Source organism: Candidatus Enterococcus myersii, assembly GCF_017316025.1.
GTDB classification, from domain to species: domain Bacteria; phylum Bacillota; class Bacilli; order Lactobacillales; family Enterococcaceae; genus Enterococcus_C; species Enterococcus_C montenegrensis.
Genome location: NZ_JAFLVT010000004.1, coordinates 153,199 through 169,755, shown reverse-complemented (window position 1 = coordinate 169,755; position 16,557 = coordinate 153,199). Strand labels below are relative to the sequence as shown.

The 16,557-nt window shown below is 39.2% G+C and carries 13 protein-coding genes; 12 read left to right on the top strand and 1 reads right to left on the bottom strand.

Annotated elements, in window-relative coordinates:
* From ymfI to recA, 5 genes are all read left to right on the top strand, one after another.
* Window positions 1–726, top strand: coding sequence for an elongation factor P 5-aminopentanone reductase (gene ymfI, locus JZO76_RS02785; protein ID WP_206902652.1), 726 nt, complete (start codon window positions 1–3; stop codon window positions 724–726).
* A gap of 20 nt (window positions 727–746) precedes the next feature.
* Entirely contained in the window at window positions 747–1,655 is a 909-nt protein-coding gene (locus tag JZO76_RS02780) for a helix-turn-helix domain-containing protein (protein WP_206902651.1), read from the top strand.
* A gap of 32 nt (window positions 1,656–1,687) precedes the next feature.
* On the top strand, window positions 1,688–2,266 hold the full coding sequence (pgsA, locus tag JZO76_RS02775; protein WP_206902650.1) for a CDP-diacylglycerol--glycerol-3-phosphate 3-phosphatidyltransferase: 579 nt from the start codon (window positions 1,688–1,690) through the stop codon (window positions 2,264–2,266).
* A gap of 312 nt (window positions 2,267–2,578) precedes the next feature.
* The gene (locus tag JZO76_RS02770) at window positions 2,579–3,814 is read left to right on the top strand and encodes a competence/damage-inducible protein A (RefSeq protein ID WP_206902649.1); all 1,236 of its coding nucleotides are present in this window, start codon (window positions 2,579–2,581) and stop codon (window positions 3,812–3,814) included.
* Window positions 3,815–4,032: 218 nt separating this feature from the next.
* Entirely contained in the window at window positions 4,033–5,073 is a 1,041-nt protein-coding gene (gene recA, locus JZO76_RS02765) for a recombinase RecA (RefSeq protein WP_206902671.1), read from the top strand.
* Between the two features lie 51 nt (window positions 5,074–5,124).
* On the opposite strand, the gene JZO76_RS02760 is transcribed toward recA, so the two are convergent.
* Window positions 5,125–6,732, bottom strand: coding sequence for a C39 family peptidase (locus JZO76_RS02760; RefSeq protein ID WP_206902648.1), 1,608 nt, complete (start codon window positions 6,730–6,732; stop codon window positions 5,125–5,127).
* A 374-nt stretch (window positions 6,733–7,106) separates the two neighbouring features.
* On the opposite strand from JZO76_RS02760, the gene JZO76_RS02755 reads away from it, so the two are divergent.
* The 7 genes from JZO76_RS02755 (at window position 7,107) to JZO76_RS02725 (ending at window position 15,961) form a co-directional block, all read left to right on the top strand.
* The gene (locus JZO76_RS02755; protein WP_206902647.1) at window positions 7,107–8,051 is read left to right on the top strand and encodes an ABC transporter permease; all 945 of its coding nucleotides are present in this window, start codon (window positions 7,107–7,109) and stop codon (window positions 8,049–8,051) included.
* A gap of 13 nt (window positions 8,052–8,064) precedes the next feature.
* Window positions 8,065–8,991, top strand: coding sequence for a carbohydrate ABC transporter permease (locus JZO76_RS02750; protein ID WP_206902646.1), 927 nt, complete (start codon window positions 8,065–8,067; stop codon window positions 8,989–8,991).
* Window positions 8,992–9,009: 18 nt separating this feature from the next.
* The gene (locus JZO76_RS02745; protein ID WP_206902645.1) at window positions 9,010–10,479 is read left to right on the top strand and encodes an ABC transporter substrate-binding protein; all 1,470 of its coding nucleotides are present in this window, start codon (window positions 9,010–9,012) and stop codon (window positions 10,477–10,479) included.
* Window positions 10,480–10,682: 203 nt separating this feature from the next.
* Window positions 10,683–11,297 carry a YesL family protein gene (locus JZO76_RS02740; RefSeq protein WP_206902644.1) on the top strand — a complete coding sequence of 205 codons (615 nt, stop codon included), beginning with the start codon at window positions 10,683–10,685 and terminating at the stop codon, window positions 11,295–11,297.
* The gene (locus JZO76_RS02735; RefSeq protein ID WP_206902643.1) at window positions 11,290–13,017 is read left to right on the top strand and encodes a sensor histidine kinase; all 1,728 of its coding nucleotides are present in this window, start codon (window positions 11,290–11,292) and stop codon (window positions 13,015–13,017) included. The genes JZO76_RS02740 and JZO76_RS02735 overlap by 8 nt, the downstream gene beginning before the upstream one ends.
* The gene (locus tag JZO76_RS02730; RefSeq protein WP_206902642.1) at window positions 13,010–14,494 is read left to right on the top strand and encodes a response regulator transcription factor; all 1,485 of its coding nucleotides are present in this window, start codon (window positions 13,010–13,012) and stop codon (window positions 14,492–14,494) included. The genes JZO76_RS02735 and JZO76_RS02730 overlap by 8 nt, the downstream gene beginning before the upstream one ends.
* Before the next feature lie 72 nt (window positions 14,495–14,566).
* A complete protein-coding gene (locus tag JZO76_RS02725) occupies window positions 14,567–15,961 on the top strand; it encodes a glycoside hydrolase family 1 protein (protein WP_206902641.1) in 1,395 nt (464 codons plus the stop codon).
* The last annotated feature ends 596 nt before the right edge of the window (window positions 15,962–16,557 follow it).

Here is a 16,557-nt window from a genome sequence, read left to right as displayed (position 1 = left end):
ATGAAAAGTGCACTTGTAATGGGGGCTAGCGGCGATATTGGTGAAGCAATTTGTCGCGCTTTAGCCAAAGACGGCTGGTCGTTATATTGTCACTATCATCGCAATGAAGAAAAAGTATTAAAATTTGTTAGCGAGTTAAAGGAAACCTATCCCCAGCAAGATTTTTTTATGGTATGCTTAGATATGCTAGAAACCCCCGATATTCCGTCATTTTTGGCGGGTTTGTTTCAAGTGGATGGCATTGTTTTTGCCGCCGGTTTTACCAAATATGGTCTGCTTGGTGAACATACACAACAAGACATGCGACGTCTGTGGCAGCTACATTTGGAGACACCGCTGCTGATTTTGCAGGGCTTGGAGGAAAAATTGCGGCGTTCTAGCCAAGCAAGAATTGTTTTTGTCGGCTCTGTTTATGGTTTAAATGGTAGCAGCCTAGAAACTGTTTACAGTGCGGTTAAAGGCGGGCAGCAAAGTTTTGTCAACGCCTATGCAAAAGAAGTGGCCGCTAATGGCTGTACGGTTAATTGCATTGCACCAGGAGCTGTTGCTACGAAGATGAATGAAGATTTCACAGCAACTGAATTAAAACAATTAATAGAAGAAATCCCGCTAGGAAGACTAGCATACGCTAAGGAAATCGCGGCAGCTGTAGCCTTTTTATTTCAACAAGATGCGCAATATATTACCGGTGCGACAATTCCTGTGACAGGAGGCTGGCTGCATTAAAGACTGGAGAGAATGTGTAAGTGGCAAATGAAGCAACAACGATCGGCACAAGATTACGGCAAGCCCGTTTAAATAAAAATATTTCACTGGATGAATTACAACAAATTACCAAAATTCAAAAACGCTATTTAGAGGCAATCGAAAGCGGCGAATTAGATCTGTTGCCGGGTTCTTTTTACGTGCGGGCTTTTGTGAAGCAGTATGCCCAGGCAGTCGGAGAAGATGGAGACAAATTAGTCGCCGTGTTAGCAGGCAAAGAAACGCTAACGCCGCCACCGCCAAAACGACCGCAGCCAGAAACCATCCAAGGCTCTAGAAAATCGTTGCACGTAGAAGAAAAAACCGGCAACCCGGTTATGCGGTTGTTACCGGTCATTTTCTTTGGGTTGGTTGCGTTGGTTATCGTCGTGATTGTATTTTACATGACGTGGCAAGATCGCAATAATCAAACGCCAATGATTGCGGACAATTCTTCAGTGGTAGTGGATCAAGCAACAACTACCACGAGTAAAGTAGCTGAATCTTCCACCAAAGAATCAGAAGCAAAACCAGCAGAATCCACGAAAGAATCTGAGAAAAAAGAAAAAGAAATGGCGGTAAAACTAGATAGCAATACGCAAACAGAAGCTGTTTTTAGTTTGAGTGATGCCAAAGGTCCAATTAAATTGGATTTTGTTGGCAATGCCAATGGTCCTTGTTGGATTGGGGTATTAGTTAATAATGGCTATGTTTACCAATATACATTGCAAGCAGGAGAAACACAGTCAACGACTTTACCTGAAGCTGTGACCAATGCGACTATCGTTTTAGGTGCAAGTGGCAACTTAAGTATCAAAGCCAATGGCAAAGACTTGAATTATACGGACCCTAATATTCCGGCTTTACGGAAAAATGTAACATTGGCAATTAATTATCAAACGGCTGAATAGACGGTTTTAAGTAGAAAAGGAGATTTTTTCAATTGAATTTACCCAATAAGTTGACGGTTATTCGAATCTGTATGATTCCACTTTTTATTTTGATTTTGGTACTGCCTTTTAATTTTGGCACGCTAGTACTCGGAACAACTGAACTACCCATTACCCATTTAGTCGCAGCGATTATTTTTGCTGTCGCAAGTTTTACCGACTGGCTAGACGGTCATATCGCCCGTGCTCGCGGCTTAGTTACAAACTTTGGTAAATTTGCGGATCCACTAGCAGACAAAATGCTCGTTATGACAGCTTTTATCTTGTTGGTTGACTTGAACAAAGCTCCTGGTTGGGTTGTCGCAATTATCGTCTGCCGTGAATTAGCAGTAACAGGATTGCGTTTATTATTAGTCGAAGGCGGCGAAGTGATGGCTGCCGCATGGCCAGGCAAAGTAAAAACAGCTACTCAAATGCTTGCGATTATTTTCCTATTTTTAAACAATATGCCCTTTAACTTAATCGGGCTACCTGTTGATCAAATTTTACTTTATGCCTGCCTGATCTTCACGATTTACTCAGGTGTTGATTATTTTGCTAAAAATACCGCGGTCTTTAAAGGCTCGATGTAAAAATCAAGGCTTTTCACACTTGCTCAGCTTTTGAGCGTTAAGATGGGGTTTCAATAAATTGCCTTTCAAATTTCTTGAAATTTCAGCTTAAGGCCGATAAAGCTAGTTTGAAAAGCCAGACATGAAGAAAGGCTTTGTAAACTTGCTGTGAAGCGATTTATTCATGTGGAATTTTTATAGTTAAATAAAACAAGTGGGGATTTTTTTACTTCATAACCCCAGCTAAGAAATGAGGTGCTGTAAAATGAAATTTATTTTGCAGGATCTCATTGTTTTTTTTACAAAATGCGTATATGAAAGTGAGGAGCTAGTATGAAAGCAGAAATCATTGCAGTGGGAACAGAAATTCTATTAGGCCAAGTCGTTAATACGAACGCGACTTTTATCTCAGAAGAATTGGCGGACCTGGGAATTGAGGTCTATTATCATAGCGTGGTGGGGGATAATCCCGCCCGTTTAGAAAACTTGCTGCAGATAGCAGATGAGCGCAGTGATCTTGTGGTGTTATGTGGTGGTTTGGGGCCGACGACTGATGATTTAACAAAAGACGTGGTCGCAAAACACGTTGGTCAAAACTTAGTCGAAGATTACGCTGGTCGCAAAGAATTAGATGCTTTTTTTACGAAAGCCAAACGGGAAATGACACCGAATAATTTAAGACAGGTACTCATTTTTGAAGACGGAATTGCCCTACCAAATGAAACGGGTCTTGCCATTGGCATTTTTTATCAAAGTGCAACGACAGCCTTTTTACTTTTGCCCGGCCCACCTTCAGAATTGCGTCCGATGTTTTTACACCACGCTAAACCGCTTTTAGAAGAAAAATTTCCTCAAACAGACCAACTGATTTCGCGGGTATTGCGATTTTACGGCATTGGGGAATCTAAATTGGTGAGCCAGTTAGCTGATTTAATTGAAAAACAAACAAACCCCACGATTGCGCCTTACGCCAAACCTAATGAAGTTACGCTGCGACTGACAGTTAAGGCACCTGATAAAGCAATGGGCATGAAATTATTAGATGAAACAGAAGCTGCAATCAAAAAGGAGGTGGGGGAATACTTTTACGGCTACGGTGAAGAAAATTCATTGGAAGCAGTGGTCGTAAAATTATTGCAGGAAAAAAATTGCAGTATAACAGCAGCGGAAAGTCTAACGGCAGGACAATTCCAAGCAACCCTCGCCAATATCAGCGGCGCTTCGAAAGTTTTTGCTGGTGGTTTTGTAACTTATGCAAAAGAGCAAAAAGAAAAACTCTTGCAAATTGATGCAGCGCTATTGCAAGAGTATGGTGTGGTCAGTGAAGCCTGCGCCAAAGCAATGGCTAAAAATGCCCGAAAAATTATTGGTGCGGACTACGCATTAAGTTTTACTGGTGTAGCAGGACCAGATGAGCTGGAAGGTCAGGCAGCTGGAACAGTTTGGATTGGTTTGGCAAGTGAAACAGAGGTTACGGCCCACTTGTATCACTTCACCCGTGATCGCGCCTATGTACGTCATAGTGCAGTTATGGCAGGCTTAGATTTATTGCGGCGTGCAGTTTTGTAAATAATTTTCCAAAAGCGAACAAAAGATTAATATCTTTTAATATGCGAAAATACGTTCGCTTTTTCTTGCTTTTTTAATTTAGAAAGGCTATTATTAAAGCTGTGATAAGGAGTTGTTTTTCCTTAGCAGTTGCACAAGTTTTTATGTTTGGTTACAAGTTTCGCTTCAAAAGATGAAGCTTTTGGTAAATAGATGACAAGATAATGGAGGGAATTCATTTGGCAGACGATCGCAAAGCAGCCTTAGATGCTGCGTTAAAGAAAATTGAAAAAAACTACGGTAAAGGCGCCGTGATGAAATTAGGAGAAAAGGCAGATCAACAAGTTTCCACTATTCCAAGTGGTTCGCTGGCTTTAGATGTAGCCTTAGGTGTTGGCGGTTATCCTCGTGGCCGAATTGTTGAAATTTACGGTCCTGAAAGTTCTGGTAAAACAACCGTTGCGCTACACGCGATTGCGGAAGTGCAAAAAAATGGCGGGACAGCTGCTTTTATCGATGCAGAGCACGCGTTAGATCCGTTGTATGCACAAAAATTAGGCGTCAATATTGACGAGTTACTATTGTCACAACCAGATACAGGGGAACAAGGATTGGAAATTGCGGATGCTTTGGTTTCCAGTGGTGCCATTGACATTGTTGTTATCGACTCGGTGGCAGCTTTAGTACCCCGGGCAGAAATTGATGGTGAAATGGGGGATGCCCATGTTGGTTTGCAAGCGCGTTTGATGTCACAAGCATTGCGCAAACTTTCAGGCTCCATTAATAAAACCAAAACAATCGCAGTCTTTATTAACCAAATTCGTGAAAAAGTCGGCATTATGTTTGGTAACCCCGAAACAACACCAGGTGGACGGGCGTTGAAATTCTACGCAACGATTCGTTTAGAAGTTCGCCGTGCAGAACAATTAAAATCTGGGACAGATATTATTGGGAACCGGACGAAAATCAAAGTTGTTAAAAACAAAGTAGCGCCACCTTTTAAAATAGCTGAAGTTGACTTAATGTATGGTCAAGGTATCTCGCAAGAAGGAGAGCTTTTAGATATGGCGGTAGAACAAGATATCGTTGATAAAAGCGGTGCTTGGTATTCTTACAAGGGCGATCGTATCGGCCAAGGTCGTGATAATGCCAAAAACTACATGAAAGAACATCCTGAAATGAAAGCTGAAATCTCAACGCGTGTCAGAGAAGCATATGGCATCGGAGATGGTAGTGAAGTAACTGTTGAAGAAGCACAAGAAGAATTACCTTTAGATTAATTTAAACAGGACAAAATCCCCGCGAAAATTTTTTCGCGGGGATTTTTTGTCTTACCTCACTAAAACAGCAAGCCGGGAAACATTATAGGCTGTTTCAAAAGATTTTCCAGCAATCCAGCCGGGGCCAAAAACAGGATCGACCACGTGATAAAAGCCATCTTTATAACCGTCTAATGTTACGACATGACGATTCCAAATGGCATCGCCCCAAAACATGCGTTTGTGTTCTGCTGGTGCAAAAGCATAGGTAACCCAGGTTACAACAGGATTGCCCTTAGCTATTTCACCTTTTAAAGTTTGAATAGTAGCACCGGAAATATTTGTGAGTTTGCCACCGTTTTGATTGCCCCATTTAACGACAGGACCTGGATTCATTCCTTGGTAAGTTCCGTTGACGTTATGGCGCCATTCACCAGAAAAGCCGTTATTGGGATTATTATTTGGTGATAAGGGCATCGATTTAACGAAGGTCATCAAATTTTGATTGGTTGCAATTTTTTTGTAATGGAGGGCTTCTAAAAGTGAAGTGCCTTCACATAACATCGTATTGCCTTGGCTAATAAAAGGCACACCTAACAAAATCGTTTTATTTGGTTTTGGTGCAGCACTAATTGCTGTAGCACCACTATTAATATAGCCCAACCAGGTTCCGTTTTGATTGTAAAGGGAGTAATAAGTAGCGCCGTTAAAATGTTTATAATAGCCCTTGGCTAAAATGGGTTGGTTGGCAATGCTTGTGGCAGAGCTTTTGAATTGCCAATTAAAATTTCGCCAGACCGACCAATTTTTCGTAATTTTAACGTATTTGTTAAAGTTGTGATAATAACCTTGGGCAGCGACTTCTTTTACCCCACCAGCATTCAAATAGCCAAGCCATTTGTTGTTATTATCATAAAGAGAATAATAAGTGGCGCCATTAAAGTGAGTGTAATAGCCGGTCACTTTAACTACCCGATCACTTAATGTTGCAGCTTTGTATTTTGCTTTGCCAGCAAAATTATTCCAAATAGTCCAAGTCGGTTGGGAAATGGTGACATATTTTTGTATTTTGTGCCAACTACCTTGAATGGGAGTTGTTTTAGTTGCCGCGGCATTTAAATAGCCCACCCATTTGTCTTGATTATTGTATAAAGAATAATAGTTCGCGCCATTTTGATGGGTGTAGATGACTTTTACATGAAGCAATTTCATATAATAACGGGAACTAACAGCGCGCTGTTGCCAAGAAAAGTTTGACCAGATAGCATAATTTTTATTGGTAATTTGAACGTAAAAATTTGCCCCTTTAGCTTTAACCGGACTAGCGACTGCTGGTTTTTGGTAAGCAGCTTTTACAGGAGTCACTTGTTGTGGGGTACTTTTAATTTTAGCCGCTGTTTTTACTTGGGGCATAACTTGTTCTTTACTGATTGAATTTGGTGTAACTTGATTGGTGGTAGTGGTAGTAGTTTGCTCTGTGGAAATTGCAGCGCTATTTTTACTAGTTGAAACAGACTCAGACAGGACAGCAGTTTGACTACTAGTTTCAGTAGAGGTCGGCATTATCGTATCTGAACTATCCTGCGTAGCTGCGATTGTTTTTGCTTGTGTTGAAAGGCTGCCAATGCTTAAAGCTACTAAAAGCGCTAAGCTTGCAAACACTATTTTTGTTTTCTTCATTTTCTTAACTCCAAACGTCACTTTATTTCTCAAACAGCTGTTATTATACACCAGCGGTAAAAATACTGGAAATAATAATTGTTATCTCTTAGCTGTAAGTGCGGTTTAAAAGAATATATCTTTAATAGTAGACAAAGTAAATTTTAGGATAAGTTTTGTTATCTTAAAATAAAAACAGGTCTGCAGTTAAGGTTCCTAGCATATTTTAAATGTGAACAAAATATGAAAAAAGATATACCCTTTCTAAAATTTGTTGCATTTTATCTAAAGTTTGTTCCTTACCTCTTTGTTTTGAAAGCGGTATTATTACTACGTCAGGAAGGCCCGTAAGATTAAAAAGGCCGTGATGCAGAAAAATATAAGGAGGTTTAAAGATGAAGAAAAAGAAAAAAGCGAGCTTTTGGCAAAATGTGTGGCGCTATAAAGCTTTGATTTTAATGGCGTTACCAGGATTTGTCTGGTTTATCTTCTTCTTTTATATACCAGTATTTGCCAATGTGGTGGCTTTTAAAGATTTCCACATTTCGCCAAATGGTTTTATTGATAGCTTGATGACGAGTAAGTGGGTAGGCTTTGATAATTTCAAATTCTTATTTGCTTCAAAGGATGCTTGGTTAATTACCCGCAATACAATTGCCTATAATGTCGTTTTCTTAGCCTTTAACTTATTCTTTGCGATTGCTTTTGCAATTATTATGAGTGAATTACGCAACAAAAAATTGGTGAAAGTTTATCATACGATGTCACTTTTACCTTACTTTTTATCTTGGGTTGTAATCGGTTACTTTGTATATGCCTTCTTAAGCCCAGACAAAGGGATCTTCAACTTATGGTTAACCAATAACGGTAAAAATCCGATTAACTGGTATACCGATCCAACTTGGTGGCCGTTGATTTTTGTTGTGATGAACGTTTGGAAGAGCTTAGGTTACAACAGTATCATCTATTATGCTTCTGTCATGGGGATTGACCCAACATATTATGAAGCGGCAATGGTAGACGGTGCTTCAAAATGGCAACAAATTAAAAACGTCACGATTCCGCAAATCGTGCCAATGATGATGGTCTTATTGATTTTAAACATCGGGGGGATTTTTAGAGCAGACTTTGGGATGTTCTACAACTTGCCACGTAATAATGGGGCCTTGTATCAAGTGACGTCTGTTTTAGATACGTATATTTATAACGGCTTAACGGCAACTGGTGATATCGGGATGTCTTCTGCTGCTAGTTTATACCAATCTGTTGTTGGGGCGATTTTATTATTAGGAACAAACTTCGTGGTTCGTCGGATCGAACCAGATTCAGCATTATTCTAAGGAGGAGCGACACATGCGTAAAAAAGAAAAAGTCTCAAAAGTGGAAATTCGTTCCTTTAGTCCCACTGTTAACATTATCTTCAATATCGTCATTGCATTATTTGCGATTTCGTGTGTACTACCATTTATCTTTGTGGTGATGATTTCTTTGACAGAGGAACATTCATTAGCGGAGTTGGGTTATCGTTTTTGGCCCAAAGAATTTTCAACGGCTGCTTATTCTTATATTTTTGCCGGTAAAATGAGTGGAAAAATCTTCCGTGCTTTTGGCGTAACGATTTTTGTAACGGTGTTAGGAACTGTGGTGAATGCAACGATGACATCGCTTTATGCGTATGTAATTTCTCGTTCTAACTTCCCATTCCGTCGCTTCTTTACTCTTTTTGCCTTAGTTACAATGTTATTTACCCCAGGGATGGTAGCAACTTATTTAATCGTCAGCAATATGCTTTATTTGAAAGATACAATTTGGGCGTTGATTTTACCAATGGCATTGGGGCCGTTTAATATTTTAGTGATGCGAACCTTCTTTATTAAAACAGTACCAGATAGTATTATTGAGTCGGCTCGGATTGACGGTGCTACAGAACTACGGATTTTTACGAAAATTGTTTTACCTTTAGCAGTACCAGGGATTGCCACGATCAGTTTGTTTGCCGCATTAGGTTATTGGAACGACTGGTTTAATGCATTGCTTTATATTCAAAATGACAACTTGGTACCATTGCAATATTTATTGATGAAAATCCAAAGCAACTTGGATTTTCTAGCCAAAAATGCTGGGATGGGTGCGCAAATCCAAGGTGGACTTGCTGCGTTACCGTCTGAATCAGCCCGCATGGCAATCGTTGTGGTTTCAACATTACCGATCGCATTGACCTATCCGTTTTTCCAAAAATATTTTGTCGGCGGATTGACAATCGGCGGAGTGAAAGAATAAAAGAGTGGAGGAGAAGTAATGAAAACGTGGAAAAAAGTGCTAGGTGTTAGTGCATTGGCATTAATGACAGCAGGGTTAGCAGCTTGTGGCAACCAAAAAGAAGCTTCAAAAGACTCAGAAGCAAGCGGCGACTCAAAAACATTATTAATGTATCAAGTAGGGGACAAACCTGAAAATTACGATGAATTAATGAAAATCGCCAACAAACGCATTAAAGAAAAAATTGGTGTAACCATTGATTTACAATATATCGGTTGGGGTGACTGGGATAAGAAAATGCCAACCATCATCAACTCTGGTGAAAGCTATGATATTGCCTTTGCTTACCAATATGTGGCAAACGCACAAAAAGGTGCTTTTGCTGACTTGACTGAATTATCACAAAAATATGCCAAAGATTACATGGATCAACTACCTGAAATGTACAAAAAGGGAAATGAAGTTGATGGTAAATTATACGCTATCCCAGTTTACGGGAATGCTTGGGCACAACAAGTATTAACTTTCAACGATCAATACGTGAAAAAATACAACTTGGATATTTCAAAAGTTGACGGTTCTTATCAATCAGCGACCGAAGTTTTAAAACAATTCCATGAAAAAGAACCAAATATTGCTGCTTTTGCAATTGGTCAAAGTTTTAATGCTTCTTCTAATCTAGACTTCCCATTAGGAAAAGATTATCCTTTTGCAGTTCGTTTAGATACAGATGGCGCACCAAAAATCATCAACCAATACGAAGATAAAGAATTCCAAAACAACTTAAAAACATTGCATGAATGGTACAAAGAAGGTTTGATTCCAACGGATGCTGCAACCAACACAACTGGTTTCCCATTAGAAGGAAACACTTGGTTCATGCGTGAAGAAACACAAGGACCAATGGATTACGGCGATACAATTTTACGTAATGCAGCCCAACAAGATTTAACTTCTCGTCCGTTAACAAGCCAATTGAAAACAACTAGCCAAGCACAAATGGCAAACTTTGTTGTTTCAAATACTTCAAAAAACAAAGAAAAAGCTGTTGAATTCTTGAACTTATTAAACACGGATCCTGAATTATTAAATGGTTTAGTTTATGGTGTTGAAGGCAAAGCTTGGGAAAAAGTTGGCGACGATAAATTGAAATTACTAGATGGTTACAAACCAAATGAACACATGGCGGCTTGGAACACTGGTAACAACATGATCTTATACACCCAAGATACAATTACTGACGATCAAATCAAACAAAGAGATGAAAGCATTGAAAAAGCACAAACTTCTCCAATTTTAGGTTTCAATGCCAAAACAGATAATTTCAAAACACAATTATCTAGCATCATGAATGTAATGAATCGTTACAAAGCCAACTTAAATACTGGTTCAATCGATCCTGAAAAAACAGTTCCAGAATTAGTTTCAGAACTTAAAAAAGCTGGTTGGGACGATGCCCAAAAAGATATGCAAAAACAATTGGATCAATTTGTCAAAGACAATAAATAATTAATTGAAACGTATTCTCCTTTAGAAATCGTCAGTGGTGGTAATTATTTGCTACCACTGGCTTTTCTCTTAAGGGAAATGTGGTAAAATTTGGTGGTTAAAGCTGAGAGAAGAAGGAATTGTTTTTTCAGCTGTAAGTATCAAAGTAACTGAACTTTTAACTCGAAAGATTTTTTACAGTATTTTATAAAGGAGTTTTTTAGATGGTAAGTAGTGGGATTCAGCGACTATTTTATGTAGTCTGGATGATTATTAAATTAAACTTATATTTTGTGTTGTTTACCTTGATGGGAGGCGTGATTTTTGGTGCAGGCCCAGCTTTTCAAACCATGACGGATTTATTGATGGAACACGGTATTGATTATCAACAAGTCACCTTCAAACGCTTTATGACCCATTGGAAAGCCAATTTTAAACGCAGTAATGTTCATTTTTTGATTTTTGCAGGCATCAGCTTTTTCTTAGGGTACAATTTGTATTTGTCAGCGCAAATTCAAGGCTTGTTATGGCTGGTTATTGATTTTATCTTAGCCTTTGTGTTGTTGTTAATTGCCGTGTTATACCTTTATGTGACCCAATATGAAACCAAGTATGAGATTTCCCATTTCAATTTGTTTAAATTAGCCTTTATCAGTGTCTTTTTAAACTTTGGCGCTTTTTTGAAAGTACTCTTTGGCTTAGTTTCGATCTTTGTTTTGACCTGGTTTTTCAAAGGGTTATTCCTTTTTGCTACGTTTTCGTTAATTGCCGTCTGGAGCGGTTTTGCTACCAAGGATAATCGCTTTATGGTGGCAGGAAAGCTGGCGAGACATGGCTAAATTTTTAGCACGCTTTTACAAAAGAAACTATTTAATGAATCGCTTGATGCAAATTTACAGCCTTCTGTTGGTGGGAGTTATCCTGCTGACGGTGGCTGCTTTGTGCGTTTATACGGCCGATAGCAATTACCGCAAAATGACGAGTGATTTAGCGGGATTGGAAAATCGAATTATGAATTCAGTGGAAGACAACAATGATACGCTGAGTTTTATCTATATGGAATTAGCTGGTTCCAATGCGGCCATTGATAATGTGCGGCAGTATTTGAATTTATCTGCGGCAGATTATTTTGAATACACGCAAGATTCCTGGCAAGCGTATCAGCGGGATACGCGTATTTCAGAGACCATCAATGGTTTTTTTAATGCCTTTAACGACTTGGACCAACTTTATGTCACCTTAGATGGTTCAAAAGACTATTTAATGGCGGATAGTTACAATCATAATGGTCGCAAGCTACAGGGCAAGATGCCTGCAAAAAGCGGTTTTGTGATTACGCGTCCGATTGTAGATCAATATGGTTCTCAAATGGTTGGCGAGATTTCAGCGGTCTTTTCTCGGGCAGCAGTGCTGGGAATGTTGGAAAATTCGATGGTGGAAGATGGCATGGATGCCTATATCTTTGATAATGCGAATAATCCGATGTTTACGACCCACAACCAGCTTAGCAATAAAGCGTATCAAAAGTTGGTATATGCTATTGAAAATAAACAACCTTTGCCTAAAAAGATCACAGATAAATACTATGTTCTACAAAAGAAAACGAGTCGGGATCTTTCGTATGTTTTATTAGCCAGCAAACAGGTTTTGTGGCAAAAAAATCTCCGAACCTTTGCAATTGCTATTTTGGTAGGCAGTGGGTTGGCGGCAATTTTGTTAATCACCTTGAATCGAACCTTTAAACGTTATTTTCAACAAATTGAAACCATTGTGGGTATCACCCATAGCGTAGCAGAAGGAAACTTGCAAGAGCGCATTGACGTCAATAAAGTCCAAGATGAATTGTACGACTTATCTGAAGCCATCAACTTTATGATCGCAAGTCTGGATCAATATATCCGCGATAATTACGAGCTGGAAATCAAGCAAAGAGATGCCCATATGCAGGCCTTACAGTCACAAATTAATCCTCACTTTTTGTACAATACGCTGGAATATATTCGCATGTACGCTTTAAGTAAGCAGCAAAAGGAATTGGCGGATGTCGTCTATGCTTTTTCTGCACTTTTGCGCAATAACACGACCCAAGAAAAAACAACGACGCTAAAAAAAGAACTTTCTTTTTGTGAGAAATATGTTTATTTGTACCAAATGCGTTACCCAGATCGCGTGGCCTATAATTTTGTTATTGCGCCGGAATTGGAAAATTTGATTATTCCCAAATTCACAATTCAGCCGCTAATTGAAAATTATTTTGTTCACGGAATTGATTATACGAGAAATGACAACGCGATTAGCGTGAAGGCCAATTTTGACGCGGATGCTATCGTGATTTCTGTTATTGATAATGGCAAAGGGATGACCCCAGAGCGCTTATCAGAAGTTAGGGACAAGTTGAAACAAACAGAAAATGAAGCGCAAAACTCAATTGGCCTGCATAATGTCTATGCGCGCCTGCAAAATACGTTTGGCGTAGGCTTTAGTATGACAGTAGCTTCCCAATTGGGTAAAGGCACCACTCTGACGATTAAAATCAAAGGAGGGCATAATTTTGTATAAAGTAATGTTAGTTGATGATGAATATATGATTTTAGAAGGCTTAAAACAAATTTTGCCTTGGGGTGATTTGGGTTTTGAAGTTGTGAAAACTGCCCGGACCGGCTTAGAGGCACTGGCTTATTTGAAAAATGAGTCGGTAGATTTGGTCATAAGCGACATTACCATGCCGGAAATGACCGGTATTGCGATGATTGATACTGCTTATAAACGTGGGGATAAGTTTGCAGCAATTTTTTTATCAGGTTATCAAGAATTTGAATATGTTAAAGAAGGAATTCGGCTGGGGGTCAAAGATTATTTGGTAAAGCCGGTGGACCAAGAGGAACTATTAGCCATAGTCAAAAAAATCAAAGAAGAATTAGATGAAGCCGCACATCGCCAAGAACAAGAGCAGCTGGTGTTGGAAAATAGCTTGAGCCGCTGGTTAAACGATGAGTTAAATGAATCGGACTTTTTTGAATTAATGGACCACTTTCAGACAAATCCAGCTGGTCCGTTTACCGTGATCAAAATTTTAAGTGATTCCGCTATTTTGTTAGAAATTGCAAAAGAAGCCAAAAAAAGTGGACAGCCCTTGTTGATTGCTGGCGGCCCGCAACAACATCAGCAGATTACGTTGATTTTCACCGGGTCATCTGAGAAAGTATTGCCTTTTTTGGCCTATTTAAAAAGACAGTATCCCGGCTTATTGAAAATATTTGTTGGCGAAACCATCAAAGAATGGGAAAATTTATACGAAAGCTATGAAAAAGTCTTGCAGATGGAAGAGTTAAATAATTTTTATCCGGATTTGTTGCCCACATCGCCGGTGGATTTGGCAGATGAATTAGGGGAAGGGGAATTTTCCTTTTTAGCTTTCAATAAATCATTAATGATTGGCGATCAAAAAACCATTCAACAGGAATTGGATGCTATTTTTGACGATGCAGTGGCACGCCAATTGCAGCCAGAAAACGCGCGTTACATTGCTTTTTTACTCTTTACCGATATTTCCCGGCAATATCCAACCGCAACCAAAGATATTTATGAAGCCACAATTGAAAAAATCCGTCATAGCCATACCGTCTACCAGCTTAAAGCGTTGTTAGAAGATGTTTTACAAATGGCAGATCGCCAACCGCTGGAAAAACAATTTTCCGAAATGACACAAAGAGTAATTGAGATCGTACAAAATAATTATCGGCAAGATTTAACTTTAAAATTAGTCGCCGACGAACTGCATTTAAACGCAGTGTATCTCGGTCAAGTATTTAAAAAAGAAATGCACAATAGTTTTTCCCAATACTTAAATCAAATTCGCATTAAACGCGCGCAACAATTACTGCTGCATAGTAATCTAAATATTAATGAGATCGCCGATGAGATTGGCTATAACAATACCAACTATTTTTCAAAAATGTTTAAAAAGTTAAATGGGATTACACCAAAAGAATTTCGAGAAGCCTATCACGGTGATTATTCTGATTTACAAAGTTAAGTAAAGTCGCGGCAGATGAAAGAAATTGTTTCATTTGCTGCTTGCACCAAGCAAAATAAGGGGGAAAAGAATATGACAACAAAACAATTTCCAAAAGGTTTCTTATGGGGGGCAGCGACTAGTGCACCCCAGACAGAAGGCCATAGTTTAGAAAATGGAAAATCAAAAACAACGTGGGATTATTGGTATGAAACTTCACCAGAAAAATTTAATGATGCCCAAGGCCCAAAAAATACTTCTAATCTATATGAAATGTATGCTGAAGATTGTAAACGGATGCAAGAAATCGGATTGAATTCTTACCGGACATCGATCGCTTGGGCCCGCTTATTGCCTGATGGGAAAACTGTGAACGAAGAAGCAGTTGCATTTTACCGGGACTATTTCAAAAAAATCAAAGAAAATGGGGTGGCACCCATTATCAATTTGTTCCACTTTGATATGCCAATGTGGTTAATGGAAAAAGGGGGCTGGGAAGCGCGCGAATCTGTGGCTGCTTTTGCCTTTTATGCTAAAACTGCCTTTGAATTATTTGGTGATTTGGTGACAGATTGGACAACCTTCAACGAACCGATCGTCCATGTGGAGATGGGGTATTTATACGGCTACCACTATCCGGCAATCGTTGATTTCAAAAAAGCTGTTCAAGTCGGGTATCATACGCTTTTGGCTCACGCGGCCGCAGTAAAAGAATTTCGAGCAGTTTTGCCAACCGGAAAAATTGGAATTATTTTAAACATTACGCCAACTTATACCCGCAGCACAGATTATGCAGATCAAAAAGCAGGTGTGGCTTCTGATTTATTAAACACGAAAAGTTTCTTAGATCCAGCAGTTCATGGTAAAGTTTCGCAAGAGCTGATTGATTTATTGGCTGAAAATCAATTGACACCAAAAACCAAAGAACATGACAAAGAACTGCTGCAAAATACGGTTGATTTTATCGGGCTGAATTATTACCATCCTCATCGCGTGAAAGCACCGCAAAATCCTGCCGTGCCAGCTAAAATGCCAGAAGATTTATACGAACCTTACGACTGGCCAGAAAAACGAATTAATCCGTATCGCGGTTGGGAAATTTACCCAGAAGCTTTGTATGACGTGGCTATGATGATGAAAAACGAATACAACAATTTGCCGTGGTTTGTCTCTGAAAATGGAATGGGTGTCGCCGACGAAGAACGTTTCATGGATGAAAAGGGCATGATCCAAGATGACTACCGCATTGAATTTATGGTGGAACATTTAAATTATTTGCACAAAGGCATTGAAGCAGGTAGCAACTGCTTTGGCTACCATACCTGGACATTTATCGACTGCTGGTCATGGCTAAACGGCTATCGCAACCGCTACGGTTTTTACCGCGTTGATTTAGAAGATCACTACAAACGCAGCTTGAAAAAAAGCGGCCTGTGGTTTAAAGAAGTCAGTCAAAATAATGGTTACACAGATGCAAGTTCAACTTAATGGTATCTATTTAGTTGAACTGTATGCGAAGCAAAGCGGAGCGGAGCTTTTGCCTTGTTGCTCATTTTCTAAACGAGCTGCTAAAACATCTAAAAAACGAGTTTTAAATGATTTGATAGTTCGGCAATAAGAAAAGTGTCTTAAGTGACAAAATGCGTCACTCAGCCTCCTTTATCTTATTGCTCACTATCAGCCCAATCATTTTAAACATCTATCGAAACGAGTTTTAAACAACCTGCCAGCTCGGCAGTAAGAAAAATAGTTTCAATGATAAAGAACATCATTGCATCTATTTTGCCTTACCGCTCGCTAGCAAACCGGTTGTTTTAAACATCTTAATGAAAACGAGTTTTAAATGACTTGATAGTTCGGCAATAAGAAAAGTGTCTTAAGTGACAAAATACGTCACTCAGCCTATTATCTTATTGCTCACTATCAGCCCAATCATTTAAAACATCTAGCAAAACGAGTTTTAAACAACCTGCCAGCTCGGCAGTAAGAAAAATAGTTTCAATGATAAAGAGCATCATTGCATCTATTTTGCGTTACCGCTCGCTAGCAAACCGGTTTTTTTAAACATCTTAATGAAAACGAGT

Excerpts from the sequence above, each read along its gene's own strand:
- ymfI (WP_206902652.1), top strand. The coding sequence starts at position 1 with ATGAAAAGTGCACTTGTAATGGGGGCTAGCGGCGATATTGGTGAAGCA.
- JZO76_RS02770 (WP_206902649.1), top strand. The coding sequence starts at position 2,579 with ATGAAAGCAGAAATCATTGCAGTGGGAACAGAAATTCTATTAGGCCAA.
- JZO76_RS02760 (WP_206902648.1), bottom strand. The coding sequence starts at position 6,732 with ATGAAGAAAACAAAAATAGTGTTTGCAAGCTTAGCGCTTTTAGTAGCT.
- JZO76_RS02755 (WP_206902647.1), top strand. The coding sequence starts at position 7,107 with ATGAAGAAAAAGAAAAAAGCGAGCTTTTGGCAAAATGTGTGGCGCTAT.
- JZO76_RS02750 (WP_206902646.1), top strand. The coding sequence starts at position 8,065 with ATGCGTAAAAAAGAAAAAGTCTCAAAAGTGGAAATTCGTTCCTTTAGT.
- JZO76_RS02745 (WP_206902645.1), top strand. The coding sequence starts at position 9,010 with ATGAAAACGTGGAAAAAAGTGCTAGGTGTTAGTGCATTGGCATTAATG.
- JZO76_RS02740 (WP_206902644.1), top strand. The coding sequence starts at position 10,683 with ATGGTAAGTAGTGGGATTCAGCGACTATTTTATGTAGTCTGGATGATT.
- JZO76_RS02735 (WP_206902643.1), top strand. The coding sequence starts at position 11,290 with ATGGCTAAATTTTTAGCACGCTTTTACAAAAGAAACTATTTAATGAAT.
- JZO76_RS02725 (WP_206902641.1), top strand. The coding sequence starts at position 14,567 with ATGACAACAAAACAATTTCCAAAAGGTTTCTTATGGGGGGCAGCGACT.